This is a genomic window from Mycolicibacterium pulveris, from assembly GCF_010725725.1.
Taxonomy (GTDB): domain Bacteria; phylum Actinomycetota; class Actinomycetes; order Mycobacteriales; family Mycobacteriaceae; genus Mycobacterium; species Mycobacterium pulveris.
Genome location: NZ_AP022599.1, coordinates 5,422,178 through 5,446,162 on the forward strand (window position 1 = coordinate 5,422,178; position 23,985 = coordinate 5,446,162).

A 23,985-nucleotide genomic window follows, 5' to 3' on the forward strand; every position below is an offset into this window, starting at 1 on the left:
GTCTTGCGGTCACGGCGCGCAGACGGCAGGCCAAGCGCCTCGTAAGTGACCAGTGTGCCATTGTGCCCGCGCCGATGAATGCACGCACCCGGCGTCCCGGTCCGCACGACGAAATCCGTTGCCATCTGCCCCTATGGCCGGCGAAGCCGTCGCCAGCGCGCGGAAATTGTGATCGAATCGGTGCAATTCGCGGTGTGGCGTGTGCTGATCCTTACCGACCTACGACGACGGGAGCGCCCCGATGGCCGACACGTTGCGCGTTGAAAACTTCATCGGCGGCGAGCGTGTCGACTCGTCGAGCGGGGCCACGATGGCGTTGGTCGACCCCAGCACCGGCGAGAGGTACGGCAGCGCCCCGATCTCCACCGAGGCCGACATCGACAGCGCCTACGCCGCGGCGGCCACGGCGTTCATCGACTGGAAGCGCACCACCCCGGCGGCGCGGCAGAAGGCGCTGCTCGACTTCGCCGACGACGTGGAGAAACACGCCACCGAACTGGTCGAGGCCGAGGGCCGCAACACCGGCAAACCCAACCACGTCACCATGGCCGAGGAGATCCCGCCGATGGTCGACCAGATCAGGTTCTTCGCCGGTGCGGCACGGGTGCTGGAGGGCAAGTCCGCCGGCGAGTACATGGCCGACCACACCTCGTGGATCCGCCGCGAGCCGGTCGGGGTGGTCGGCCAGGTAGCGCCGTGGAATTACCCGATGATGATGGCGATCTGGAAGTTCGTGCCCGCGATCGCCGCCGGCAACACCGTCGTGCTCAAGCCCAGCGACACCACCCCGGTGACAACGGTGATGCTCGCCGAAATCGCGGCGCGACATGTGCCGCCCGGCGTGCTCAACGTGATCTGCGGTGACCGGGACACGGGTGCCGCGGTGATCGCGCACCCGATGCCGCAGATGGTGTCGATCACCGGTTCGGTGGCCGCGGGCCGAGCGGTGGCCGTCAGCGCAGGCGGGCATTTGAAGCGCACGCATCTGGAGTTGGGCGGCAAGGCACCGGTGCTGGTGTTCGACGACTGCGACATCGCGGCGGCCGCAGCGGGTATCGCCACGGCGGGCTACTTCAACGCCGGGCAGGACTGCACCGCGGCCACCCGGGTGCTGGTCGACGCCAAGGTGGCCGCCGACCTGACCGATGCGCTGGCCGAGCAGGCGCGGGGCGCGACGACGACGTTCGGCAGGCCGGCTGACGACGAGGACGCCTGGGTGCCGCCGGTCAACAACGCCAACCAGCTCGAGCGGGTGCTGGGACTTCTCGGCGAGGTGCCGTCGCACGCCAGCGTGGCCGTCGGCGGAGCACGGCAGGGTGACCGGGGCTTCTACGTCGAGCCGACGGTGATCGGCGGGCTGCGCCACGACGACCGGTTGAGCCGGCAGGAGATCTTCGGCCCGGTCATCACCGTGCAGACCTTCTCCGCCGAGGAGGAGGCGCTGGCCTGGGCCAACGGGGTGGAGTACGGGTTGGCGTCGTCGGTGTGGACCCGCGACGTGTCACGGGCGTTGCGGGTCCCGGCCGCGCTGGACTTCGGCTGCGTGTGGATCAACACCCATATTCCGCTGGTGGCCGAGATGCCCCACGGCGGCTTCAAGTCCTCCGGCCACGGCAAGGACCTGTCGATGTACGGCTTGGAGGACTACACCCGCATCAAGCATGTGATGGCCTACACGGGTTAGCCGCCCCGGCTCAGAAGACGCCGTCGGTCAACAGCGTCGCCACGAAGCGATAGATCTCATCGACGGTGAGTTCGACCCCGTCGACCTCGAGGTCGATCAGGTTCGACAACAGGTCATCGGTGGGCTTCCAGCACCGCTCGGCGATCTTGAGATCGACGTACTGATACAGCGCCTCTTCGTCTCGCGGCGACAACGGTGCGGCGGCCCACCGGGCGAACAACGGCCAGTCCTCTTCGGGGAACCCGAATGCCTCGCAGAGCGCGGTGGCTGAATTTTGGCGTGCAACAATGGAATCGGTGATGCCAGGCCGTTCAGGCATGCCGGCCTCCTCAGAAGAATCGGGATTAGCGTACGTACGGTAAACGTTTAGATAGCCAGGCTATCTTCCCGAATCGAGGGCTGCCGTCACGCAGATCACATGTCGTGGGTGAACCTCGTCCCATCCAGGTGGCGTTGGGATCCACGTCACCGAGTGCTGGCACGCAAAGTGCCCCGATGCCGTTGGGGCACGGGACACTTTGCGGTTGCCCGGGTCACCGGGCGCGAGTATCAACGGTGCGCGAGCCGCTGTCCGCGGTGGCCGCCGTTGCTGCGAAACATGTTGCGCCAGCTGCGACGGCGCGGTTGCGCGGAATCCGCGGTCGGCCCGATGACCTCGGTGTGCTGATCGGCCATCGCGGGCTCAGACCGGTCGGCAGATACCGCTGCTGCGGGCGCGGGCTCGGCCACGGTGGTCGTCGTACGGTCCGCCCACTCGACGTCACGCACGCTGCGCACCGAGATGCGGCCGAGCGCGGCGCCGCCCAGGAGCACGATCAGCGCGCCAAGGCCGTAGAAGTACGTCAGCTCCAGCGCCACGCGCTTGGCCTCGGTGGCCGCGACCGGCGCGCCGGCGTCGCCGATTCCGAGCGGGCCCGCCAGGGCACGGCCGATGACGAACCAGGCACCGCCGGCAACGGCGAGCCAGCCGCCGAACATGGCCGTCGCCCGGTTACGTGACACCAGCAGCATCAGACCACCCAACGCGGTCACCGCCCCGGGTAGCACCTCCAGCCAGCCCCGTCCGGTGGTCCACGTCCACGCCCGGTCCGGGCTGAACGCGAAGTTGAACAGCGGACCGATGAACGGAATGAGCGCACCCCACGCACCCAAAAGAATCAACAGCAAGCCGCTTGCGGCGCCCCGACTGCGCCGCATGTGCAGTCGGCCGCCCCTGGTGGGTACACGCGTGTTGGTCATGATGCCTCCTTGATCCCCGGCTGATTACCCACCTCGACGCCCGCGTAATCCGGCGTCGCTAGGTTGGGCGGTATGCGACTTGACGGTGGGGCAGCCCGGGCGGTGTTGGCCGACGCGTGGGAGCGGTGGTCTGGGCGCTGCAGCCAACTCAGCGCCGAGGAATGGTCCACGCCCACGCGCTGCGCGGGCTGGAATGTCGCGGCGCTGGTCGCGCACGTGTGCCCGGATTCCGCGATGTTCACCCGGCTCGCCGAGGCGGTGGTGGATCCACCGGCGGCGGTCACCGACGCCGCAATTCTGTTGCGGCGTTTCAACGAACCCGGCGGTGCCGCCCACACGCACGCCGGCAGCCTCGCCGAGCAGGCGGTGTCCGACGCCGCGGAGCTGACTCCGGAGGCGGCGGCCCGTCGATTCGCCGAATCCGCCGAAACACTGCGCGAGACAACGGCACCGGCAGACACCGTGATTGCCTATCCGTTCGTGGGCAGCACAACGCTCGCGGTGATCGCCGAGACCGCGCTGACGGAGGCCACCGTGCATCTGCTCGACCTCGCCGCCGCGGTCGGTGGCGTCGAACCGTCACCGCAGGCGCTGGCGGCGACCCGTGACCTGTTGATCGCCGTTCCGGACCCGACGGCCGCGGTCGAGGTGCTGGCCGGTCGGGCCGCCCCCGATGCCGCGGTGCCTGCGATCCGCTGACTTCGGCGCCGCTACAGCGTCACAGCGAACGCCAGCAACACGACGGCGAGCAGCGGGAAGAGGCCTTGGGTGACCGCGGCGCGCGCCTTGTCCGGCGACGACAGCAACAGCACCAGCGCGGCGGCCAGCATCGACCCGGTGCCTGCGAAGATCAGCGCGATGCCCACCCAGTTGTATCCGATGCCACCGACGACGATTCCGGTCAGCGTGATGACCGCCAGGAACAGGTTGTAGAAGCCCTGGTTGAACGCCAATTCCTGGGTGGCGAGCGCTTGTTCTTCGGACAAACCGAATGTCGCCCTGGTGCGGGCCGACGTCCAGGTGAACGACTCCATCACCCAGATGTAGACGTGCAGCAGCGCCGCGAGACCGGCGAAGAACAGCGCGACGAAACCCATCACACCCCGACGCTTTCCACGCGCACGACCGGCGGCAGCGCCAGCATGAGCACACCGGTCAACGCCAGCCACACCACGGTGCTGTAGGCGCCGGGCAGCCCGATCCAGGTGTGCAGCAGCGCGGGCACGCCGAGCACACCGAGCGCCGCCGACCACTTCGGCAGCACCGCGGTGCGCCAGACGACGTAAGCCGTCGCGAAAATCGCTGCCGCAGCGCCGAGTTGGCTGTAGTGGTAGAGCCACACCGCCAGCCCGAGGAACGGCTGCGCGTACTCGACGACGGTCAGGTCGTCGAACTGCACGACGGCCGCGGGCACCGCCACTTCGGCGGCCAGGCCCGCGGCCGTCAACGCGATGAACACCGAGGCGCCGATGACCGCGGTGTAGACCGCGCCCGTGGCCCCGGCGGCTGACCGAAGCGTCGCCGAGAGGACCCCGAAGAACAGCATGCCGAAGACGATGTGCACCACCGGCAAGGTGCCGTTGGCGGTGAGAAACGATGCGGCGCTGTCGAAATAGGATCGCACACCGCCGGTGTCGCCGGGCGCCTCGGGGGATCCGACGAGGTAGGCGGGCACGATCGCGGCCGCCGAGGCAAGTCCGCACAGCCCGCCGACCCGTATTGTTCCGCTGCCCATCGGAATTCTCCTTATTCGAACAGGCCCGGCTGACCCAATCCGCTGACCCTGGTGGGCGGGGTCATCCCCAGGTGCGTCCACGCCTGCGGGGTGGCCACCCGCCCGCGCGGGGTGCGCGCGATCATGCCCGCCCGCACCAGGAACGGTTCACACACCTCCTCGACGGTGGTGGCCTCCTCCCCCACCGCGACGGCCAGCGTCGACACCCCGACCGGGCCGCCGCCGAAACTTCTTGTGAGCGCGGACAACACCGCCCGGTCGAGCCGATCGAGACCGAGCTCGTCGACGTCGTACACCTCCAACGCCGCCTTGGCGATATCTCGGGTGATGACCCCGTCGGCCCGTACCTCGGCGTAGTCACGAACCCGGCGCAGCAACCGGTTGGCGATGCGTGGTGTCCCGCGGGAACGCCGGGCGATCTCGGCGCCGGCGTCGGCGCCCAGCTCGATGCCCAGGATGCCGGCCGAGCGCATCAGCACCTGTTCCAGTTCGGCCGGCTCGTAGAAGTCCATGTGGGCGGTGAAACCGAACCGGTCGCGCAGCGGGCCGGTCAGCGCCCCGGAGCGGGTGGTCGCCCCGACCAGCGTGAACGGCGCGACCTCCAGCGGAATCGACGTCGCCCCAGGGCCTTTGCCGACCACGACGTCGACGCGGAAGTCCTCCATCGCCAGATACAGCATCTCCTCGGCGGGCCGGGCGATGCGGTGGATCTCGTCGATGAACAGCACGTCGTGCTCGACGAGGTTGGACAGCATCGCCGCCAGGTCGCCGGCCCGCTCGAGCGCGGGGCCGGAGGTGACCCGCAGCGACGAACCGAGTTCGGCGGCGATGATCATCGCCAGCGACGTCTTGCCCAGCCCGGGAGGCCCGGACAGCAGGATGTGATCGGGTGTGCCGCCGCGGTTCTTGGCGCCTTCGATGACCAACTGCAGCTGTTCGCGCACCCGCGGTTGACCGATGAACTCGCCGAGCGAGCGCGGCCGCAGGCTGGCGTCGATGTCGCCCTCCCCGACGGTCAGCGCCGGCGACACCTCCCGCTCGTCGGGGTCCTCGGGTTCGTCGAACCGGCTCACTTCTTACCTAGCATCGACAGCGCCGCGCGCAGCGCGCTCGCCTGGGTGGCTTCGGGGTCGTTGGCCAGCACCTTGTCGGTGGCCTCCTCGGCATGCTTGGCGGCAAAACCAAGGCCCACAAGGGCTTCCACCACCGGGCCGCGCACCGAGTGGCCGTTCACCGCGGCAGCGCCCGTCGGGGTGATCGCACCCATCTTGTCGCGCAGGCTGAGCACCATCAGCTCCGCGGTCTTCTTGCCCACCTTGGGAATTCGTGTCAGCGCGGTGATGTCGCTCTCGGCGATGGCCTGGCGCAGGGTGGGGCCGTCGTACATGGCCAGCGCACCCAGCGCGATGCTGGGTCCGATCCCGGACACGCCGAGCAGCGTCAGGAACAGGTCGCGGGCGTCGCCGTCGGGGAAGCCGTACAGCGTCATCGAGTCCTCGCGCACGATCATCGCCGTGATCAGCCGTGCTTCGCTGCCGCGGCGCAGCGTGGCCAGCGCGGACGGGGTCGCCATCACCTTGTAGCCCACCCCGGCCGCCTCGATGACGACGTGGTCGAGGGCGATGTGGAGGACCTCGCCGCGAATGGATGCGATCATCGTGCTGCCTTCACCTTGGCCCGCTGGGCGGCCTGCTGGGCCTTTAACCTCGCGGTGTACTTGCGTTTCTGCTCGGCGGCCAGCGCTTCGGCGGCGGCCATCCGGGCGATCATCGGGGCGCGCCAGCAGTGGCAGATGGCCAGGGCCAACGCGTCGGCGGCGTCCGCGGGCGTCGGCTTGGTCTGCAGCGCGAGGATTCGGGTGACCATCGCGGTGACCTGAGCTTTGTCGGCATTGCCGTTGCCGGTGACGGCGGCCTTGACCTCGCTGGGCGTGTGGAAGTGCACGTCGATGTCGCGTTTGGCCGCCGCCAGCGCGATGACCCCGCCGGCCTGCGCGGTGCCCATCACGGTCGACACGTTCTGCTGGGAGAACACCCGCTCGATGGCGATGACGTCGGGTTTGTGGGTGTCCATCCAGTGCTCGACGGCGTCGCTGATGGTGAGCAGCCGGTGGTGCAGCGCCTGGTCCGAGGGGGTGCGCACGACGTCCACGTCCAGCGCGATGACTTGCCTGCCCTTGCCGCTCTCGATGACCGAAAGGCCGCAACGCGTCAACCCGGGATCGACGCCCATCACCCGCACGGCCGCTCCTTCTGTGAACACTTGTTCGAGAGCTTAGCGGGAGAAGTCGACACCGCCGGGCAGGACACGCTCGGGGCCTCCGCCCCTCTCGCCCAAACGGACATACGGGCGGAAAAGTGCGAGCAAATCCCGCCAAAACGTCGGTCTCGGCGCGGGAACGCTAGGAGTCAGTCCTCGCTGTCGAGCTGGGCCGCGACGTCGTCGGGGATGTCCATGTTGGTGTAGACCTCCTGCACGTCGTCGAGCTCTTCGAGCGCGTCGACCAGCTTGATGATCTTGCGCGCACCTTCGAGGTCGACGGGCACGCTCACCGAGGGTTCAAAGCCGGCCTCCGCCGACTCGTAGTCGATCCCGGCCTCCTGCAGCGCGGTGCGCACCGCGACCAGATCGCCGGGCTCAGAGATCACCTGGAAGCTGTCGCCGAGGTCGTTGACCTCCTCCGCGCCGGCCTCGAGCACCGCGGTCAGCACGTCGTCCTCGCTCAGGCCGTCCTTGTCGAGGGTGACCACGCCCTTGCGGGAGAACAGATAGGCCACCGACCCGGGGTCGGCCATGTTGCCGCCGTTGCGGGTCATCGCGACCCGGACCTCGCTGGCCGCGCGGTTGCGGTTGTCGGTGAGGCACTCGATCAGCACCGCGACGCCGTTGGGGCCGTAGCCCTCGTAGGTGATGTTCTGGTATTCGGCGCCGCCGGCTTCCTCCCCCGCGCCGCGGCGACGGGCCCGCTCAATGTTGTCGTTGGGGACCGAGTTTTTCTTCGCCTTCTGGATCGCGTCGTACAGCGTCGGGTTGCCGGCCGGGTCACCGCCGCCGACCCGCGCCGCCACCTCGACGTTCTTGATCAGTTTGGCGAACATCTTGCCGCGGCGGGCGTCGATGACGGCTTTCTTGTGCTTGGTGGTGGCCCACTTGGAATGGCCGCTCATTCAGGTCGTACCTCTTTCGTGCGCGCTTTTCTGCGCCAAGTTTTCATGCGTTGAGTCCGCCCGACGAGTCTACGTGGGACTTTGATGCGTCACCGCACAGCGTCGGGCGGCGTCATCGCGACGATTCGGTAGTAGACGGCGGCGGGCCAGCCGATGTGGCCGGAGATGTGCACCTGGATCCACGTCGGCGCACCCGACGGATCGTCGGTGAATGCGGCAACGGCGTCGACGATCGCCGCCGTCTCGCCGCCGGCGCGAAGCGCCACCGACGTGGTCAGCGTCGCGTTCCCGAGCGCGCCTCGGGCATACGGCAGACGGTCGGGGACGAAGAATGACGCCTGAAAGCTGGGCACCCGGACGCCCTTGGGCGCGTTCGGCGCTCTGCGCAACGTCAGCCCGCTGACCTAGGGCTTGCCGTGGAACCAGACTGTGCCGGTGTAGTCGGTGCGGCGGGCCTCGCCGCCGCCGGGCAACCGCACCAGCGTGTCGACGCGCGGTTGCGGTTCCACCTCGATGAGGGTCACCAACGCATCCGATCACACCTGTGGGCGTTTGCCCATCCGGTTTCACATCGATCTTACTCAGCAGTAAGATAACCGCATGTCGTTCTCATTGGAGCTCTCCCCCGACCTCATCCACGTCCGGGACTGGGTGCATGACTTCGCCGCCGACGTGATCCGACCGGCCGCTGCCGAGTGGGACGAACGCGAAGAGACACCGTGGCCGATCATTCAGGAAGCCGCCAAGGTGGGCATCTACTCCATGGAGTTCTTCGCCGAGCAGTCCGCGGAGCCGTCCGGCCTGGGCATGTTGACCGCGTTCGAGGAGATGTTCTGGGGCGACGCCGGTATCGCGCTGTCGATCATGGGTACCGGGCTGGCCGCGGCCTCCCTAGCCGCCAACGGCACCCCGGAGCAGATCGGCGAATGGGTGCCGCAGATGTTCGGCACGGTCAACGACCCCAAGGTCGCCGCGTTCTGTTCGTCGGAACCGGGCGCCGGGTCCGACGTCGGCGCCATTCTCACCCGTGCCCGCTACGACGAGGCCACCGACGAATGGGTGCTCAACGGCACCAAGACCTGGGCCACCAACGGGGGTATCGCCGAGGTGCACGTCGTCGTGGCCTCGGTGTATCCCGAGCTCGGCACCCGTGGGCAGGCCACCTTCATCATTCCGCCCGACACCCCCGGCTTCCGGCAGGGCCAGAAGTTCCGCAAGCACGGCATCCGGGCGTCGCACACCGCCGAGGTGGTGCTCGACGACGTGCGCATCCCGGGCAGGCTCATCGTCGGCGGCCGCGAGAAGTTCGAGGAACGCATCGCACGCGTCCGCGAGGGCAAGAGCGCGAAGAGCCAGGCCGCGCTGGCCACCTTCGAGCGCACCCGCCCGACCGTCGGCGCGATGGCCGTCGGCGTCGCCCGCGCGGCCTACGAGTATGCGCTGGAGTACGCGTTGCAGCGCGAGCAGTTCGGCCGCAAGATCGCCGAATTCCAAGCCATCGCTTTCAAATTGGCCGACATGAAGGCGCGCATCGACGCGTCGCGGCTGCTGGTGTGGCGGGCGGGCTGGATGGCCCGCAACGGCAAGGCGTTCGACAACGCCGAGGGCTCGATGGCCAAGCTGGTGGCCAGTGAGACCGCGGTGTATGTCACCGATGAGGCGATCCAGATTCTCGGCGGCAACGGCTACACCCGCGATTACCCGGTCGAGCGGATGCACCGCGACGCGAAGATCTTCACGATCTTCGAGGGCACCAGCGAGATCCAGCGCCTGGTGATCGGCCGCGCGGTCACCGGGTTGCCGCTGCGCTGACCGGCGATTTCGGCGCGCTGACAGCCCGTCACGGGGCATAAGCGCGCCGAAATCACTCAGGAGAGCAGGTCGACGAACAGTTTGTGGATGCGGCGGTCGCCGGTCATCTCCGGATGAAACGCCGTCGCGAGGCTACGGTCCTGCCGCACCGCGACGACGTGGCCCGCCGCCTCGGCGAGCACCTGCACGCCCGGCCCGACGCGCTCCACCCACGGCGCCCGGATGAACACCGCGTGCACCGGCCCGTCGAGCCCTTCGAACGCGATGTCGCCCTCGAACGAATCAATTTGACGACCAAAAGCGTTGCGCCGCACGGTCATATCGATCGCCTCCAATGGTGTGGCCTCGCGTCCGGCCGCGCCCGCGTCCAGGATCTCCGACGCCAGCAGGATCATGCCCGCACAGGATCCGTAGGCCGGCATCCCCTCGGCTAGCCGGGCGCGCAGCGGTTCGAGCAGCTCGAGCTCGCGCAGCAGATGGCTCATCGTGGTGGACTCCCCGCCCGGAATCACCAGCGCGTCCACCCGTTCCAGCTCGCGCAGACGCCGCACGGTCGACGCCTCGGCGCCGGCTTCGCGCAGCGCCGCGAGGTGCTCGCGGGTGTCGCCCTGCAGTGCGAGCACGCCGACGTGCGGCGTGCTCATGGCGTGTAGTCGCGCTTGTAGCGGGTCAGCCCCTCCTGCATCACCGCGGCCACCATCTCGCCGTACTGGTTGAAGATCTTGCCCTGGCACAGTGACCGTCCGCCCGAGGCCGACGGCGACGACTGGTCGTAGAGCAGCCACTCGTCGGCCCGGAACGGACGCATGAACCACATGGCGTGGTCCAGCGAGGCGACCTGTAGATGCTTGCGCACCTCGGGGTAGTTCACCTGCGCCGAACCGAGCAGGGTGAGGTCGCTCATGTAGGCCAGCGCGCAGATGTGCAGCACGCGGTCGTCGGGCAGCGGATCACGGTGGCGGAACCACACCTGCTGCTGGGACGCCTTGCCGGGCAACAGCGTGAGCTGATCGCGCGGAACGAGGCGCACGTCCCACTCGGCGAACTGCGCGAACCCCGCGTCGTCGAACGCGCCCTGGGAGATGAAGTTGGGCAGGTCGTCGGGCGGCGGCGCAGCGGGCGCGGTGTCCTGGTGCTCGATGCCGCTCTGGTCGGTCTGAAACGACGCCGACATCGAGAAGATGGTCTCGCCGTGCTGGATGGCGTTGACGCGGCGGGTGACGAACGAGCCACCGTCGCGCAGCCGTTCGACGATGTAGACCGACGGGGCGCGGGCGTCACCCGGCCGCAGGAAGTAGCCGTGCAGGGAGTGCACCTCAAACCGCGGATCCACGGTGCGCACCGCCGAGACCAGCGACTGGCCGGCCACGTGTCCGCCGAATGTCCGTTGGAAGTAACCGGATTCGGGGCTGAAGACACCGCCGCGGTAGATGTTGACCTCGAGCTGCTCGAGGTCGAGGATCTGTTCGATCGACACGAGATGTGTTTACCAGCCGCGTTCGGCGAGCCGATGCGGGGCCGCAACGTCCTCGACGTTGATGCCGACCATCGGCTCCCCGAGCCCGCGTGACACCTTTGCCAGCACGTCAGGGTCGTCGTAGAAGGTGGTGGCCTTGACGATCGCGGCGGCGCGGGCCGCCGGGTCGCCGGACTTGAAGATGCCGGAGCCGACGAACACGCCCTCGGCGCCGAGCTGCATCATCATGGCCGCGTCGGCCGGGGTGGCGATGCCGCCCGCGGTGAACAACGTCACCGGCAGCTTCCCGGCGCGCGCCACCTCGACGACCAGATCGTAGGGAGCCTGCAATTCCTTTGCGGCGACATACAATTCGTCTTCGGACATCGACGTCAGACGTCGGATCTCGCCGCCGATCTGACGCATGTGGGTGGTCGCGTTGGAGACGTCGCCGGTGCCGGCCTCGCCCTTGGAGCGGATCATCGCCGCGCCCTCGGTGATGCGGCGCAGCGCTTCGCCGAGGTTGGTCGCACCGCACACGAACGGCACGGTGAACTTCCACTTGTCGATGTGGTGGGTGTAGTCGGCGGGGGTGAGCACCTCGGACTCGTCGATGTAGTCGACGCCGAGGCTCTGCAGGATCTGCGCCTCGACGAAATGACCGATGCGGACCTTAGCCATCACCGGGATCGTGACCGCCGAGATGATGCCCTCGATGAGATCAGGATCACTCATCCGCGCGACCCCGCCCTGGGCCCGGATGTCGGCAGGGACGCGTTCGAGCGCCATCACGGCCACCGCGCCCGCCCCCTCGGCGATGCGCGCCTGCTCGGGGGTGACCACGTCCATGATCACGCCGCCCTTGAGCATTTCGGCCATGCCGCGCTTGACTCGTGCGGTGCCGGTCTGCGACACGGACCCGTCGTTCGCCGCGGTTTCCACTGCTATCTCCTCCAGATCGCTACTGATCCACTGTAATGGCGGCCGCAAATGCGTTTATTCCGCAGCATCAGCGGATCGATTGCAGCTGCCGTCGCGGCACGATGTCCCGCGCGTCGGCCAGCTCGTCGGCCAGTTCGTTGGCCTGAGCCAGCAGCTCGGCGAGTTGCACGGGATACACAGCTTCCCCGCTGGCGACCAACTCTTGGATCATTGTCTCATCGCACCAGCGATACCCGTGAATGTAGGACCGCTCCAGACCGGTCCGGCCGGCCGGCGAGGGTTCGAAACGGCGGGTGCGGTGCACGAAGAACATCTCCTCGCTGCGGATCACCGACCCGTTGAAGTCGATCACCGCGTCGCGCCGCCACACGGGCCCGATCATCTGGTCGGGGTCGACCCGCAGCCCGGTTTCTTCTTCCACTTCGCGCGCCGCGGCCTCGTGCAGCGTCTCACCTTGTTGTACGGCGCCGCCGACCGTGAACCACCAGCGCGGCGCCGGGTCTCCGTCAGCGCTGGCGAACGCCGGGTCCGATCCGCTCAACAGCAGCACCGCACCGGTGTCGTCCAGCAGCACGACGCGCGCCGAAAGACGCCGACTCACTCCCAGCGCGGTGTCGGCTCGTTCGGCGATCTCGAAATATGTTGGCAGCGCGGCGGTTCCGCCCAGTCTTAGCGCCCGCACCGCGGGGCGTTCGCGCAGCGCGAGGGTGTCGCGGACGGCATCGTTGTGGAAGCGGCGCGCCAACAGCACCCGCGCCTCCGCCTCGGCGAGTTCGGCGACCAGTGCGACGGGCACCGACGCCGGGTCCACCATCGCCAGCGCCGCGGACAGCTCGTTCTCGGCGGCCTCGCGCGTCGACCGGGGAGCACGTTCGGCCGCGTCGGCCAGCGCCGCCAGCCGCTTGCCCTGTGGCCCGCCGCCATAGGCGTCGGCGGCCACCGCACGGGCGACGACGGCCCGTCGCGCCAGCGCCCCGTCCAGGACCTGCCAGGACAGGTCGTAGCGCACATGCAGGCGGTCGAGCCGGTTGGCCGTCTGCAGCGCCCATCCGCCGATCGCGAGCAACACCACGACCAGGACCGCGAGCGCGATGACCACGACCCAGGTGATGGTCAACTCGCCACCTGCACCTTGACCCCCGCCCCAGCGACGGTCTCGTAGACCCGCATGATCTGGCGGGCCACCACCGACCAGTCGTAGCGCCGGACCGCATCCGATGCCGCCTCGATGTAGCGCTCACGCAGGATGTCGTTCTCCAGCATCTCGATCAGGCCCTCGGCGAGCGCGGCGGAGTCGTCGACGGGCACCAGCCGGCCGACCGCGCCGTCCATCAGCACCCGCCGGAAGGCGTCGAGGTCGCTGGCCACCACCGGGGTGCCGGCCGCCATCGCCTCCACGAGCACGATGCCGAAGCTCTCGCCGCCGGTGTGCGGCGCGCAGTAGACGTCGGCGCTGCGCATCGCCGACGCCTTCTCGCGGTCGTCGACCTGCCCGAGGAACCGCAGGTGCCGGGCCAGCTTCCCGGCGTTCTCGCGCAGTTCGTCGGCGTCGCCGCGGCCCACGATGAGGATCTCGATGTCCTCGAACCGCTCGACCAGCGTCGGCAGCGCCCGCAGCAGCACGGCCATGCCCTTGCGGGGCTCGTCGAACCGGCCGAGGAACAGCACCGACTTGCCCGGCCGCGGATAACCGTCCAGCAGCGGGGCGGACGCGAACGACTCGACATCAACCCCGTTGGGAATTTCGACCGCGTCGCTGCCCAACGCCTCCATCTGCCACCGCCGGGCCAGTTCGGACACCGCGATCCGGCCGACGATCTTCTCGTGCATGGGCCGAAGGATCGGTTCGAACACACTGAGCGTCAACGACTTTGTCGTCGAGGTGTGAAAGGTCGCGACGATCGGGCCTTCGGCGATGTTGAGCGCCAGCATCGACAGGCTCGGCGCGTTGGGCTCGTGCAGGTGCAGCACGTCGAAATCGCCCTCGGCCAGCCAGCGTTTGACCATGCGGTGGGTGGCGGGGCCGAACCGCAGCCGCGCCACCGAACCGTTGTACGGGATCGGCACCGCCCTGCCGCCGGACACCACGTAGTCCGGCAGGGTCACATCCGGCGACGACGGCGCCAGCACGCTGACCTCGTGCCCGCGGCTGCGCATCACCTCGGCCAGTTGCAGGACGTGGGACTGCACGCCGCCGGGCACGTCGAACGAATACGGGCACACCATGCCGATCCGCATCAGCTCGCTCCCAGCTTGGCGCGCCGCTCGGCGGGCAGATCGGCCAGCCATTGCGGCTGAATCATGTGCCAGTCTGCCGGGTGCGCGGCGATGTTGCGGGCGAACCGGTCAGCCAGCGCCTGGGTGATGACGGTGACGTCCCCTGACGAGGTGTCCACCGGCGGGTACACCCCCATGCCCCAACCGTCCCCCTCGAACCAGCAGTGCGCAGGCAACAGCACCGCCCCGGTCTCGATGGCCAGCTTCGCCGATCCGGCGGGCATGCGGGTCGGTTCGCCGAAGAAGTCGACCTGCACACCGTTGCGGCTGAGGTCCCGTTCGGCCATCAGGCACACGATCCGGTTGTCGGCCAGGCGTTCGCGCAGGATGTCGTACGGCGGGCGTTCGCCACCGGACGACGGCAGCACCTCGAAACCCAGGCTCTCCCGGTAGGCCACGAACCGGTGGTAGAGCGATTCGGGTTTGAGCCGTTCGGCGACGGTGGTGAACGGGCCGTGGTTCTGCACCAGCCACACCCCGGCCATGTCCCAATTGCCGCTGTGCGGCAGCGCCAGCACCACTCCGCGGCCGCGCTCCAGCGCGGCCCACACCCGGTCGACGTCGTGCACGAAAAGCTCGCGTCCCAGGGCCTCGTGGTCCATGGTCGGCAGCCGGAACGCCTCGCGCCAATACCGGGCGTACGACGCCAGCGACGCCCGGATCAAGCCGTCCGGCACCCGGTCGGGCGTGACGCCGATGACCCGGGCGAGGTTCTTGCGCAACTGTTCTGGGCCGCCGCCGCGCGCAGCGTAGTGGGCTCCGGCGCCGAACGCATTGCGCGCCACGACCTCCGGCATGGCGCGCACCAGGCGCCAGCCGGCCGCGAAGCCCCAGTCCGTCAACCGTCCGCTCAACGGGTTGCCCGTCTGCGGTTCCGGCTGGGTGCTCGTCACGCCGGCTCCTCCCCCGGCGGGTGGGGTTCGCGGGCGTCGGGTTTGGTCAGCAGATCCATCGCGCCGGGCGAGGTGCGCACGCTGTGCACCCGCTGCCCGAGCGTGATGAGGCTGGTGATCGCCAGCACCCACATCGCCACGTGCAGCGCCCACGGCTGCGGGAAGAACGGCAGGTCCGAGACGCCGGCCCCGACCAGCACGATGATCAGCCGTTCGGGCCGTTCGATCAGCCCGCCCTCCCCGGAGAGCCCGCTCGCCTCGGCGCGGGCCTTGATGTAGGAGATGACCTGCGAGGTGACCAGGCAGATCGCGGTCGCCACCACCAGCGAGGTGCTGTGCAGGCCGAACGCGGCCCACCACAGCAGCCCGCAGAAGATCGCGCCGTCGCCGATGCGGTCGCAGGTGGCGTCGAGCACGGCACCGAACCGGGTGCCGCCGCCGCGCTCCCGGGCCATCGCGCCGTCGAGCATGTCGGCGAGCACGAAGAACCACACGGCGACCGCGCCCCACCACAGCTGGCCGATCGGGAACAGGATCAGCGCGCCCAGCACCGAGCCGGCGGTGCCGAAGATGGTGATCATGTCCGGGGTCAGGCCCGCCCGCAGCGCGGCCTTGGCGATCGGCTTACTGAGCTTCTCGTAGGCCGCGCGGGTCATCAGGTAGAAGTTGCTCACTTCTGTTTCGCCCACTCCGTTGCCAGCAGTTGACGGGTCTCGCGCAGCAGCTGCGGCACCACCTTGGCGCCGCCGATGATCGTGATGAAGTTCGCATCGCCGATCCAGCGCGGCACCACGTGCATGTGCAGGTGTTCGGCCAGCGAGCCGCCCGACACCCTGCCCAGGTTGAGCCCGACGTTGAAGCCCATCGGGTTCGAGACGCTCTTGATCACCCGAATGGACTTCTGGGTGAACGCCATCAGCTCGGCGCTCTCGGCCTCGGTGAGGTCCTCCAGCTCTGACACCCGCCGGTAGGGCACCACCATGAGATGGCCGGGGTTGTACGGGTACAGGTTGAGCACCACGTACACCAGCTCGCCGCGGGCCACCATCAGGCCGTCCTCGTCGGAGAGCGTCGGGATCTCGGTGAACGGCCTTGATCCACCGCTCTTTTCGTGCCGCGTCGGGGTTTCGGCGATGTAGCTCATCCGGTGCGGCGTCCACAGCCGCTGCAGGTGGTCGGGCTCGCCGACGCCGTGGTCGACGATCGTGCGGTCGTCCTGTTCGGCTGCCGGTCTGTCGCGCAGGCTTTCGTCACTTGTCACGACTTGCCGCCCACCTTGAGTAGTTCCGCGGTGGGAGCGGTGTTTTCCCGGCTCGCCACCCAGTTGACGATGGCTTGGATGGCGTCGTCGCGTGGCACCCCGTTGAGCTGGGTGCGGTCGCCGAAGCGGAAGCTGACCGCGTCGGCCTCGGCGTCGCGGTCGCCGGCCACCAACATGAACGGCACCTTCTGGTTGGTGTGGTTGACGATCTTCTTGGCCATCCGGTCGTCGCTGGTGTCCACTTCGGCCCGGATACCACGCAGTTTCAGTTGCGCGGCAACGCCGTTGAGGTACGGGATGTGGTCGTCGGAGACCGGGATGCCGACCACCTGCACCGGCGCCAGCCACGCCGGGAACGCGCCGGCGTAGTGCTCGGTGAGGACGCCGAAGAACCGCTCGATGGAGCCGAACAGGGCGCGGTGGATCATCACCGGCCGCTGCCTTGTCCCGTCGGCGGCGGTGTACTCCAGCTCGAAGCGTTCGGGGAAGTTGAAGTCCAGCTGGATGGTCGACATCTGCCAGCTGCGTCCCAGCGCGTCTTTGACCTGCACCGAGATCTTCGGCCCGTAGAACGCCGCGCCCCCGGGATCGGGCACCAGCTCCAGACCCGAGGCCTCCCCGACCTCGGCCAGCACCGCGGTGGCCTCTTCCCAGAGTTCGTCTGAGCCGACGAACTTTTCGGGATCCTTGGTGGACAGCTCGAGGTAGAAGTCGGTCAGGCCGTAGTCAGCGAGCAGGTCCAGCACGAACCTCAGCAGCGAGGTCAGCTCGCCGCGCATCTGGTCGCGGGTGCAGTAGATGTGCGCGTCGTCCATCGTCAGCCCGCGCACCCGGGTCAGCCCGTGGACGACGCCGGACAACTCGTAGCGGTAGACGGTGCCGAATTCGAACAGCCGCAACGGCAGTTCGCGATAGGACCGCCCGCGCGACCTGAAGATCAGGCAGTGCATCGGGCAGTTCATCGGCTTGAGGTAGTAGTCCTGGCCCGGCTTGCGCACCGTGCCGTCCTCGTTGTACTCGGCGTCCAGGTGCATCGGCGGGAACATGCCGTCGGCGTACCAGTCCAGGTGCCCGGAGATCTTGAACAGCTCGGCCTTGGTGATGTGCGGGGTGTTGACGAACTGATAGCCGGCCTCGCTGTGCTTGCGCCGCGAATAGTCCTCCAGCTCGCGCCGGATGATGCCGCCCTTCGGGTGGAAAACGGCTAAGCCGGAACCGATTTCGTCAGGGAAGCTGAACAGGTCGAGTTCGGCGCCGAGCTTGCGGTGGTCGCGGCGCTGGGCTTCCTCGATCAGCTCCAGGTGATGCTCGAGGGCTTCCTGCGACTCCCAGGCGGTGCCGTAGATGCGCTGCAGGCTGGGGTTGTTCTGGTTGCCGCGCCAGTAGGCCGCCGACGTGCGGGTCAACTTGAACGCCGGAATGTAGCGCGTGGTCGGAATGTGCGGGCCGCGGCACAGATCGCCCCATTCCCGTTCTCTGGTGCGGGGATTGAGGTTGTCGTAGGCGGTGAGCTCGTCGCCACCGACCTCCATCACCTCCGGGTCGCCGGACTTGTCGTCGACCAATTCCAGTTTGTAGGGCTCGCCGGCAAGTTCTTCGCGCGCTTGCTCTTTGGACTCATAGACCCGCCGCGAGAACAGCTGGCCTTCCTTGATGATCTGGCGCATACGCTTCTCGAGCGCCGCCAGATCCTCGGGGGTGAACGCGCGCTCGACGTCGAAGTCGTAGTAGAACCCGTCGGTGATGGGCGGGCCGATGCCGAGCTTGGCCTCGGGGAACAGGTCCTGGACGGCCTGGGCGAGCACGTGTGCGGTGGAGTGACGCAGCACGCTGCGGCCCTCCTCGGTGTTGGCGGCCACCGGCGTCACCTCGACGTCGGAATCCGGCGTCCACGACAGGTCACGCAACCGGCCCTCGGGGTCGCGCACGACGACGATCGCGTCGGGCGCGCCGCGGCTGGGCAGGCCCGCTTCCCGTACCGCCGCCCCCGCGGTGGTCCCGGCAGCGACCCGGATCGGGGCTGCAGGGGCGTGGTTGACGGCGGCGCTCATCGGTGACTCTCCAAGCTCTCGGGGGAAATTTTCCAACCAACTCAGGACGCGACCATGCTATCTAGGCGCTCGCTCAGGATCCCAAGCCAATAGGGCTGTTCAGCCAGGTCCGCTCGATGCCGACCAGCCCGGCGCCCCAACCCAGCGCGCCGAGCAGCCACAGCGTCGCCACCACGACCAACGCGGTGAACAGGCCGCCGAGCGCCTGCACGGACCAGTGCTGACGGCGTAACCATGCCATCACCTCGTCGTAGCGCCTGCGGACCAGAAGAAGGGCGCGTCGCGCCCACATGAACTCGGTGGACAGGATGCCCAACCCGACGAACACGATGGCCCAGCCCGGCCCCGGGTACGGGATCGCCACGATGCCGACGGCCAGCACCAACACGCCGACGACCCCGACCACGATGCGGTAGATGAACTCGATGCGGCGGCGCCGGCGCAGCCGGTCGCGCCAGCGCAGGAAGCGGTTGACCCGCTGGTCTTGCTGGTCCTGCTGGTCGGTCACGGTTGGCCCGGCTTGAGCTTGACGAACAGCGCCTGGGCGTCGGCGAGCACGGTGTCGCCGTCGAGCACCCGGCCCTCGATGAAGATCTTTCGGCCCTCGACGCGCTCGATGCCGGCGTCGACCTGCAGTTCCTTCTCGATCGGCACGATCTGGCGGTAGTTGACGTGCAGGAACGCGGTGCGCTGCCGTGGCCCCTCGGTCAGCCGGAACGCGGTGTAGCCCAGCACGGAGTCGAACATCTGCGCAATGCACCCGCCGTGCACGGCGCCGTTGCGGCCGAGGTGAAAACGGCGGAAGCGCACGATACCCTGCACGCGCCCGGCGTCGGTCTTGTGGTACTCCCCCGGGATCCCGAGCACGCTGCCCCGGTTCGGCAGGTCCAGACGCCGGCCCGACGGCGACGTCCACTCGTCGACCTCGTAGGGCGCCAGCAGCTGGGAGAGCTTGTCGAGCAGGTCGGCGGCCTCGGTGATCACCTCGTCGGGGGCGTCGACCGCGCGGGCGTGGTCCTGCAGTGTGCGAACCCCTTCGACGAACCTGCCGTAGTCCGGGCCGCCCTTGGCGGTGGGCTGCGGCGGATTGAACCCGCCACCGGGATGTGCGTCGATGCTCACCCGCTCACCGTATTGCCTGCGCCGTTATTCGGCGGAACCGGCTTTGCTCAGCGTTTCGAACTCGGCGTCGGACAACTCGATCGTCGCCGCGGCGACGTTCTCCTCGAGATGGGCGACTTTGGAGGTGCCCGGGATCGGCAGCATCACCGGGGAGCGTTTGAGCAGCCACGCCAGCGCCAGCTGCGACGGGGACGCGTCGTGGTCGGCGGCGATGCGTTGCAGCGGGCCGTCGGGCGCCGCCAACGGGCCGGCCGCCAGCGGAAACCACGGGATGAACCCGATGCGTTGGGCTTCGCAGGCCGCCAGCACCGGTTCGGCGGTGCGCATGGTGAGGTTGTACATGTTCTGCACCGACACGATGTCGGCGACCTTCTGCGCGGCCTCGAGCTGCTCGACGGTGACCTCCGAGAGCCCGATGTGGCGGATCTTGCCCTCCTGCTGCAGCGCGACCAGCTCGCCCAGCTGATCCTCGAGCGGGAACTTGTCGTCGATGCGGTGCAGCTGGAACAGGTCAACGGTGTCGACGCCGAGGCGGCGCAGGCTCATCTCGCATTCCTGACGCAGGTACGGGGGGTAGCCGAGCACCGGCCACACGTCGGGCCCGGTGCGCAGCAGACCCGCCTTGGTGGCGATCACGACGCCGTCGTAGGGATGCAGCGCTTCTCGGATCAGCTTCTCGGAGACGTAGGGCCCGTAGGAGTTGGCGGTGTCGATGAAGTTGACCCCCAACTCGACGGCGCGGCGCAGCACCCGCAGGCACTCGTCGCGGTCCTCCGGCGGGCCCCAGGTGCCCTTTCCGGTCAACCGCATGGCGCCGAAGCCGAGGCGGTTGATGGTCAGGTCGCCGCCGAGGGCGAACGTTCCCGATGCCTGCGCGATGCTCGTCGTGGTCATAACCCGAACGTACGCCGCTGTACGGCCCGCCCCAGCTATGGCGCCGGTAGCCTCTGCCAGGGTGAAGCTGAATGAGCTGGCGTCGCTGCCGTTGACCTACGCCGAGGTCGGCGCGACGGCGGGACCGTTGCCGCAGGGTTATCAGCACGTGCAGAAGAGCGCCGTGATCGGCCGGGGCCGGAAGCGGTTCGAGGCGGCCGCCGCGGCGGGGATGCGCTGGGGCATGCTGCGCGGCGCCGGAATCAAGGTCGAGGCGACGACGGAGACCGCGCAGGTCGGCTCGGAGGTGATCGTCCACCTCGGGCCCGTGCGGGCGCCGTGCCGGGTGGTCTACGTCGTCGACGAGCCCGATCGGCGCGGATTCGCCTACGGCACGCTGCCGGGCCACGCCGAATCCGGCGAGGAGTTGTTCCTGGTCCGGTACGACCCCGACAGCGACGAGGTGTATGCGGAGGTGACGGCATTCTCGCGGCACGCCACCTGGTGGAGCCGGTTGGCGTCACCGCTGACGGCGCTGATCCAGCGGATCGTCACAGGCCGGTATCTGCGCGCGCTTTGAGCTCAGTCCCCCTCATCGGAATACGCTGGGAAAAAGCGTGTTTCGTTCCCTGTCAGCCAGAAACGATCCGCGGAACCTCGACCGGAGCTTGCGGTGCAACCGGGCGAGGAATCTCGACGTTGTTCTCCTGCACGATCACCGGATCGCCGACCTTGACGACGTCGAAGTACCACTCGGCGTCCTGGGGGCTCAGCCCGATGCAGCCATGGCTGGTGTTCTCGTATCCCATCGCGTTGACGGCCCACGGGGCAGAGTGCACGAAGATGCCACGCTGGGTGAGGCGAACGGCGTGGTCGACGATCAAGTGGTAGCCGTCCTCGGCGTCGACAGGAATGCCGACACTGCTCGAATCCATAACCACGTCACGGTCTTTGGACAAAACCGGAAAGGTGCCGACAGGCGTCGGGTACTTCTCTCTGCCCATCGTCGCCGGGAACACCCCCGGTTCGCCGAAGTGGGGGCGGTGATGCGGTGCCGGCAGGGTCTGCGGCTCGACACCGTCGATGGTCACCGTGAACGTGTGCTCGGCGATGTTGGCGACGGCGACGACGGCGGCACCGGTCACGATGCTCGTTTTCACGCCACCCACCGAAAGCGCCACCGTGCTGTGCGCGGGCCAGAACTCGTCGGGAGTCCATTGCACGACGTTGCTTTCGAGCCATTCGAACTTGCCGGTCATGGCCGGTGACGAGGTGATGTTGAGAGCTTGTTCCGCCGCACGCTTGTCGACGATCGGCGCGCGGAACGACACCACCACCGGATGCGCCACGCCGACCACCTGATCTGGCGAAGGCAGGATCGAGGTGATGACGTTTGTCAACGACCGGTTGGCCGCCGCCACGCTTTGATCAGCCGGGACGGCGACGACGCTGGTAGCGACCACGATGGCAACAAGAACACACCGAACAACCCCACGCACGTATTTGGGCTCCCTTGAAATTTCTCTCGTGTAAATAAGATGCTATGGGTACCGCGATCATTGGATAGGTAAGGGCGCGTGGGCAATTCGGTTAAGTATCAGTCACGGTTCGGCCACGGCCCGCGTTTGTCTCGAACCAGTCGCTGAAACGCGCGGCTTCAGTGACTGCGATGGACCCTTCGATCAATGGCTGATTCTTCTGGTAGTCAATAGGTTTGGCTACCTACCCTGCACTACTCATTACGTAGGCCGGCCGCGGTCCGCGGCGTCATCCGCGACGAGTACTAGATCTGTTGCCGCGCAGATAGTTTGGCCCGGTGACGAGTGCATCTCGTCACCGGGCCAAAGCCGGTACAGGGTTGGTTGCGTACGGTCAGCCCGCCGGGCCGGGCATGATCGGCTGCCCGGGCTGTGGTGCTCCCTCAGGAACCGGGCCCGTCGGCTGCCCCTTGCCGCTCGCACCCCCCATCTCCGTCAGCGGAGCGCCCACAGGCAGCGGAGCCGCCACGGGGGCACCACCCGCCGCTCCCATCGGAGGAGCAAGCGGCGGCACGACCGGCGGCGGAACCACCGGCGGCGGAATCGGCGGGACCAGCGGCGGCGGCACCAGCGGCGGCGGAACCACCGGTGGCACCACCGGCGGAGGCGCCACCGGAACCGGCCCGGGCAACGCCATTGGCACTCCGGCCATATCGGTCAGCGGCAGGCAGGCGCCCGCCGGCGCCGGCGCCTCACCGGCTGATGTCTCAACACAGTCGTAGCCCCCGGTCTTAAAGGGGACGGCCGAAGCCGCTGGGCTCAACGCCATGGCTACCCCACACAACCCAGCCCCAATAACGGCTGTGATGTTGACTCGATCAAAGACCGTCATCGACGTCGATCCCTTCATTCACATACAAAACATTCCGCATCCGCTCATGCAGCAGAACTGCACGCCGTACCGGAGTCGCGGCTATGCGACCGCGTAAATTTCAACACCCAAATACCCCCGACGCGCCACGCCGCACCGCACCGTTTCCAAATGGTGACCCGCATGGGAGCGTTGAGTGTCATTCGGCCTGCCTGGCACCCATCGAGGTTGCTGGATGTGACGGAAATCGCCTAGCTGCAGCGCTTTTGGTTATCCAACCGTTGCCAACAAGAGTCGCTCTCGTCATCGACGGAGGCGCGAAACTGTGCCTTCAGGGAAGACGACAATCGACGGGCAACGTTTCGTTCGGCGACATGGGGGCATTTCTGCTTAGACGGAGCACTCGAGTCAGGGGTTGATAGGTGATGGCTGTGGAATCCAGGCCCGCCGCCGACGCGTCGATCGGCGAGTTGATGGGCCAGTTGTCGACGCAAACGTCGCGATTGGTGCGCGACGAGCTGCGGCTAGCGCAGAAAGAGTTCCAGGACTCGGCCAAGCACGCCGGAATCGGCGCCGGCCTGTTCAGCGTGGCGGGCCTGCTCGCCTTCTTCGGGTTCGCGACGCTGATCACCGCCGGTATCGCCGCCCTGGCGCTGATACTGCCGGTGTGGGCGGCCGCGCTGATCGTCGGCGGCGTGTTGTTCCTCGCGGCGGGCATCGCCGCGCTGGTGGGACGTAAACAGACAGACGAGGTCACGCCGGCGGCACCGCGCACGGTCCAGACGGTGAAGGCCGACATCGACGAGCTGAAAGGGGCACGGTCATGACCACGCCCAATGGCGGCCGCCCCGAGCCGGGCCCCTCGGCGGGGATCGAAGACATCGAGGCCGACATCGAGCAGACCCGCGCGGAGCTGGGCCAGACGGTGCAGGCGCTGTCGTCGAAGCTCGACGTCAAGGAACGCACCAAACAGAAGGCCGCCGACACCAAGGAGCGGGTGGCCGAGAAGGCCGACACGCTGAGGCACACCGCGACCGACAACCCGTCACGCACGGTGCCGATCGCCGTGGCTGCGGTTCTCGCGCTGGTGGTCGGGATCGTGATTTGGCGGCGCCGACACTAGG

At 68.1% G+C, this 23,985-nt stretch carries 29 protein-coding genes; 6 read left to right on the forward strand and 23 right to left on the reverse strand.

Features of this window, described 5'->3' with window-relative positions:
• Window positions 1–241: 241 nt before the first annotated feature.
• The gene (locus G6N28_RS26280; RefSeq protein WP_163905534.1) at window positions 242–1,684 is read left to right on the forward strand and encodes an aminobutyraldehyde dehydrogenase; all 1,443 of its coding nucleotides are present in this window, start codon (window positions 242–244) and stop codon (window positions 1,682–1,684) included.
• Window positions 1,685–1,694: 10 nt separating this feature from the next.
• Here the strand turns inward: G6N28_RS26280 and G6N28_RS26285 are convergent, their stop codons facing one another.
• Window positions 1,695–2,003: a cytochrome P450 family protein gene (locus tag G6N28_RS26285; protein WP_163905536.1), complete on the reverse strand. Its 309-nt coding sequence runs from the start codon at window positions 2,001–2,003 to the stop codon at window positions 1,695–1,697.
• A 230-nt stretch (window positions 2,004–2,233) separates the two neighbouring features.
• The gene (locus tag G6N28_RS26290; protein WP_163905538.1) at window positions 2,234–2,923 is read right to left on the reverse strand and encodes a hypothetical protein; all 690 of its coding nucleotides are present in this window, start codon (window positions 2,921–2,923) and stop codon (window positions 2,234–2,236) included.
• A 72-nt stretch (window positions 2,924–2,995) separates the two neighbouring features.
• Here G6N28_RS26290 and G6N28_RS26295 point away from each other — a divergent pair, with 72 nt between their 5' ends.
• Window positions 2,996–3,622, forward strand: a complete 627-nt coding sequence (locus G6N28_RS26295) for a maleylpyruvate isomerase N-terminal domain-containing protein (RefSeq protein WP_163905539.1) — start codon at window positions 2,996–2,998, stop codon at window positions 3,620–3,622.
• Between the two features lie 11 nt (window positions 3,623–3,633).
• On the opposite strand, the gene G6N28_RS26300 is transcribed toward G6N28_RS26295, so the two are convergent.
• The 7 genes from G6N28_RS26300 to G6N28_RS27245 form a co-directional block, all read right to left on the reverse strand.
• A complete protein-coding gene (locus G6N28_RS26300) occupies window positions 3,634–4,020 on the reverse strand; it encodes a DUF1304 domain-containing protein (RefSeq protein WP_163906633.1) in 387 nt (128 codons plus the stop codon).
• Window positions 4,020–4,658, reverse strand: coding sequence for a hypothetical protein (locus G6N28_RS26305; RefSeq protein ID WP_163905541.1), 639 nt, complete (start codon window positions 4,656–4,658; stop codon window positions 4,020–4,022). The genes G6N28_RS26300 and G6N28_RS26305 overlap by 1 nt, the downstream gene beginning before the upstream one ends.
• Window positions 4,659–4,669: 11 nt before the next feature.
• Window positions 4,670–5,731, reverse strand: coding sequence for a Holliday junction branch migration DNA helicase RuvB (gene ruvB / locus G6N28_RS26310; protein WP_163905543.1), 1,062 nt, complete (start codon window positions 5,729–5,731; stop codon window positions 4,670–4,672).
• Window positions 5,728–6,315 (reverse strand): Holliday junction branch migration protein RuvA, encoded by a 588-nt coding sequence (gene ruvA, locus G6N28_RS26315; protein ID WP_163905545.1) that lies wholly within the window; start codon window positions 6,313–6,315, stop codon window positions 5,728–5,730. The genes ruvB and ruvA overlap by 4 nt, the downstream gene beginning before the upstream one ends.
• Window positions 6,312–6,899 carry a crossover junction endodeoxyribonuclease RuvC gene (ruvC, locus tag G6N28_RS26320; RefSeq protein WP_179962152.1) on the reverse strand — a complete coding sequence of 196 codons (588 nt, stop codon included), beginning with the start codon at window positions 6,897–6,899 and terminating at the stop codon, window positions 6,312–6,314. Before ruvC ends, ruvA begins: the two co-directional genes overlap by 4 nt.
• A gap of 167 nt (window positions 6,900–7,066) precedes the next feature.
• Window positions 7,067–7,825: a YebC/PmpR family DNA-binding transcriptional regulator gene (locus tag G6N28_RS26325; protein WP_163905547.1), complete on the reverse strand. Its 759-nt coding sequence runs from the start codon at window positions 7,823–7,825 to the stop codon at window positions 7,067–7,069.
• 89 nt (window positions 7,826–7,914) lie between these two features.
• The gene (locus tag G6N28_RS27245) at window positions 7,915–8,178 is read right to left on the reverse strand and encodes a hypothetical protein (protein WP_235674705.1); all 264 of its coding nucleotides are present in this window, start codon (window positions 8,176–8,178) and stop codon (window positions 7,915–7,917) included.
• 247 nt (window positions 8,179–8,425) lie between these two features.
• Between G6N28_RS27245 and G6N28_RS26335 the strand changes: the two genes are divergently transcribed.
• Window positions 8,426–9,637 carry an acyl-CoA dehydrogenase family protein gene (locus tag G6N28_RS26335; protein ID WP_163905549.1) on the forward strand — a complete coding sequence of 404 codons (1,212 nt, stop codon included), beginning with the start codon at window positions 8,426–8,428 and terminating at the stop codon, window positions 9,635–9,637.
• 56 nt (window positions 9,638–9,693) lie between these two features.
• Here the strand turns inward: G6N28_RS26335 and pdxT are convergent, their stop codons facing one another.
• The 12 genes from pdxT to G6N28_RS26395 all read right to left on the reverse strand — a co-directional run bounded on the left by pdxT (window position 9,694) and on the right by G6N28_RS26395 (window position 20,533).
• Window positions 9,694–10,281, reverse strand: coding sequence for a pyridoxal 5'-phosphate synthase glutaminase subunit PdxT (gene pdxT, locus G6N28_RS26340; protein ID WP_163905551.1), 588 nt, complete (start codon window positions 10,279–10,281; stop codon window positions 9,694–9,696).
• Window positions 10,278–11,114, reverse strand: coding sequence for an acyl-CoA thioesterase II (tesB, locus tag G6N28_RS26345; RefSeq protein WP_163905553.1), 837 nt, complete (start codon window positions 11,112–11,114; stop codon window positions 10,278–10,280). Before tesB ends, pdxT begins: the two co-directional genes overlap by 4 nt.
• 9 nt (window positions 11,115–11,123) lie before the next feature.
• A complete protein-coding gene (gene pdxS, locus G6N28_RS26350) occupies window positions 11,124–12,035 on the reverse strand; it encodes a pyridoxal 5'-phosphate synthase lyase subunit PdxS (RefSeq protein WP_163905555.1) in 912 nt (303 codons plus the stop codon).
• A 67-nt stretch (window positions 12,036–12,102) separates the two neighbouring features.
• On the reverse strand, window positions 12,103–13,146 hold the full coding sequence (locus tag G6N28_RS26355) for an NUDIX hydrolase (protein ID WP_163906635.1): 1,044 nt from the start codon (window positions 13,144–13,146) through the stop codon (window positions 12,103–12,105).
• Between the two features lie 2 nt (window positions 13,147–13,148).
• Complete coding sequence (locus G6N28_RS26360; RefSeq protein ID WP_163905557.1) at window positions 13,149–14,273, reverse strand: glycosyltransferase family 4 protein; 1,125 nt, start codon at window positions 14,271–14,273, stop codon at window positions 13,149–13,151.
• Complete coding sequence (locus G6N28_RS26365; protein ID WP_163905559.1) at window positions 14,273–15,205, reverse strand: phosphatidylinositol mannoside acyltransferase; 933 nt, start codon at window positions 15,203–15,205, stop codon at window positions 14,273–14,275. Before G6N28_RS26365 ends, G6N28_RS26360 begins: the two co-directional genes overlap by 1 nt.
• Window positions 15,202–15,879: a phosphatidylinositol phosphate synthase gene (gene pgsA, locus G6N28_RS26370; RefSeq protein ID WP_046751673.1), complete on the reverse strand. Its 678-nt coding sequence runs from the start codon at window positions 15,877–15,879 to the stop codon at window positions 15,202–15,204. Before pgsA ends, G6N28_RS26365 begins: the two co-directional genes overlap by 4 nt.
• A complete protein-coding gene (locus G6N28_RS26375; RefSeq protein WP_308207216.1) occupies window positions 15,876–16,466 on the reverse strand; it encodes an ATP adenylyltransferase in 591 nt (196 codons plus the stop codon). The genes pgsA and G6N28_RS26375 overlap by 4 nt, the downstream gene beginning before the upstream one ends.
• The gene (gene thrS, locus G6N28_RS26380; protein ID WP_163905561.1) at window positions 16,463–18,517 is read right to left on the reverse strand and encodes a threonine--tRNA ligase; all 2,055 of its coding nucleotides are present in this window, start codon (window positions 18,515–18,517) and stop codon (window positions 16,463–16,465) included. The genes G6N28_RS26375 and thrS overlap by 4 nt, the downstream gene beginning before the upstream one ends.
• A gap of 73 nt (window positions 18,518–18,590) precedes the next feature.
• Complete coding sequence (locus G6N28_RS26385) at window positions 18,591–19,025, reverse strand: TIGR02611 family protein (RefSeq protein WP_163905563.1); 435 nt, start codon at window positions 19,023–19,025, stop codon at window positions 18,591–18,593.
• Window positions 19,022–19,639 carry a PaaI family thioesterase gene (locus G6N28_RS26390; protein WP_407665002.1) on the reverse strand — a complete coding sequence of 206 codons (618 nt, stop codon included), beginning with the start codon at window positions 19,637–19,639 and terminating at the stop codon, window positions 19,022–19,024. Before G6N28_RS26390 ends, G6N28_RS26385 begins: the two co-directional genes overlap by 4 nt.
• Window positions 19,640–19,663: 24 nt before the next feature.
• Complete coding sequence (locus tag G6N28_RS26395) at window positions 19,664–20,533, reverse strand: aldo/keto reductase (protein ID WP_163905564.1); 870 nt, start codon at window positions 20,531–20,533, stop codon at window positions 19,664–19,666.
• A gap of 61 nt (window positions 20,534–20,594) precedes the next feature.
• On the opposite strand from G6N28_RS26395, the gene G6N28_RS26400 reads away from it, so the two are divergent.
• Window positions 20,595–21,092: a DUF1990 domain-containing protein gene (locus tag G6N28_RS26400; protein WP_163905565.1), complete on the forward strand. Its 498-nt coding sequence runs from the start codon at window positions 20,595–20,597 to the stop codon at window positions 21,090–21,092.
• A 52-nt stretch (window positions 21,093–21,144) separates the two neighbouring features.
• On the opposite strand, the gene G6N28_RS26405 is transcribed toward G6N28_RS26400, so the two are convergent.
• Window positions 21,145–22,011: a L,D-transpeptidase gene (locus tag G6N28_RS26405; protein WP_163905566.1), complete on the reverse strand. Its 867-nt coding sequence runs from the start codon at window positions 22,009–22,011 to the stop codon at window positions 21,145–21,147.
• A gap of 373 nt (window positions 22,012–22,384) precedes the next feature.
• The gene (locus tag G6N28_RS27490; protein ID WP_407665003.1) at window positions 22,385–22,702 is read right to left on the reverse strand and encodes a hypothetical protein; all 318 of its coding nucleotides are present in this window, start codon (window positions 22,700–22,702) and stop codon (window positions 22,385–22,387) included.
• A 584-nt stretch (window positions 22,703–23,286) separates the two neighbouring features.
• Between G6N28_RS27490 and G6N28_RS26415 the strand changes: the two genes are divergently transcribed.
• The gene (locus G6N28_RS26415) at window positions 23,287–23,688 is read left to right on the forward strand and encodes a phage holin family protein (protein WP_179962153.1); all 402 of its coding nucleotides are present in this window, start codon (window positions 23,287–23,289) and stop codon (window positions 23,686–23,688) included.
• Complete coding sequence (locus G6N28_RS26420) at window positions 23,685–23,984, forward strand: DUF3618 domain-containing protein (protein WP_163905569.1); 300 nt, start codon at window positions 23,685–23,687, stop codon at window positions 23,982–23,984. The genes G6N28_RS26415 and G6N28_RS26420 overlap by 4 nt, the downstream gene beginning before the upstream one ends.
• Window position 23,985: the final 1 nt, after the last annotated feature.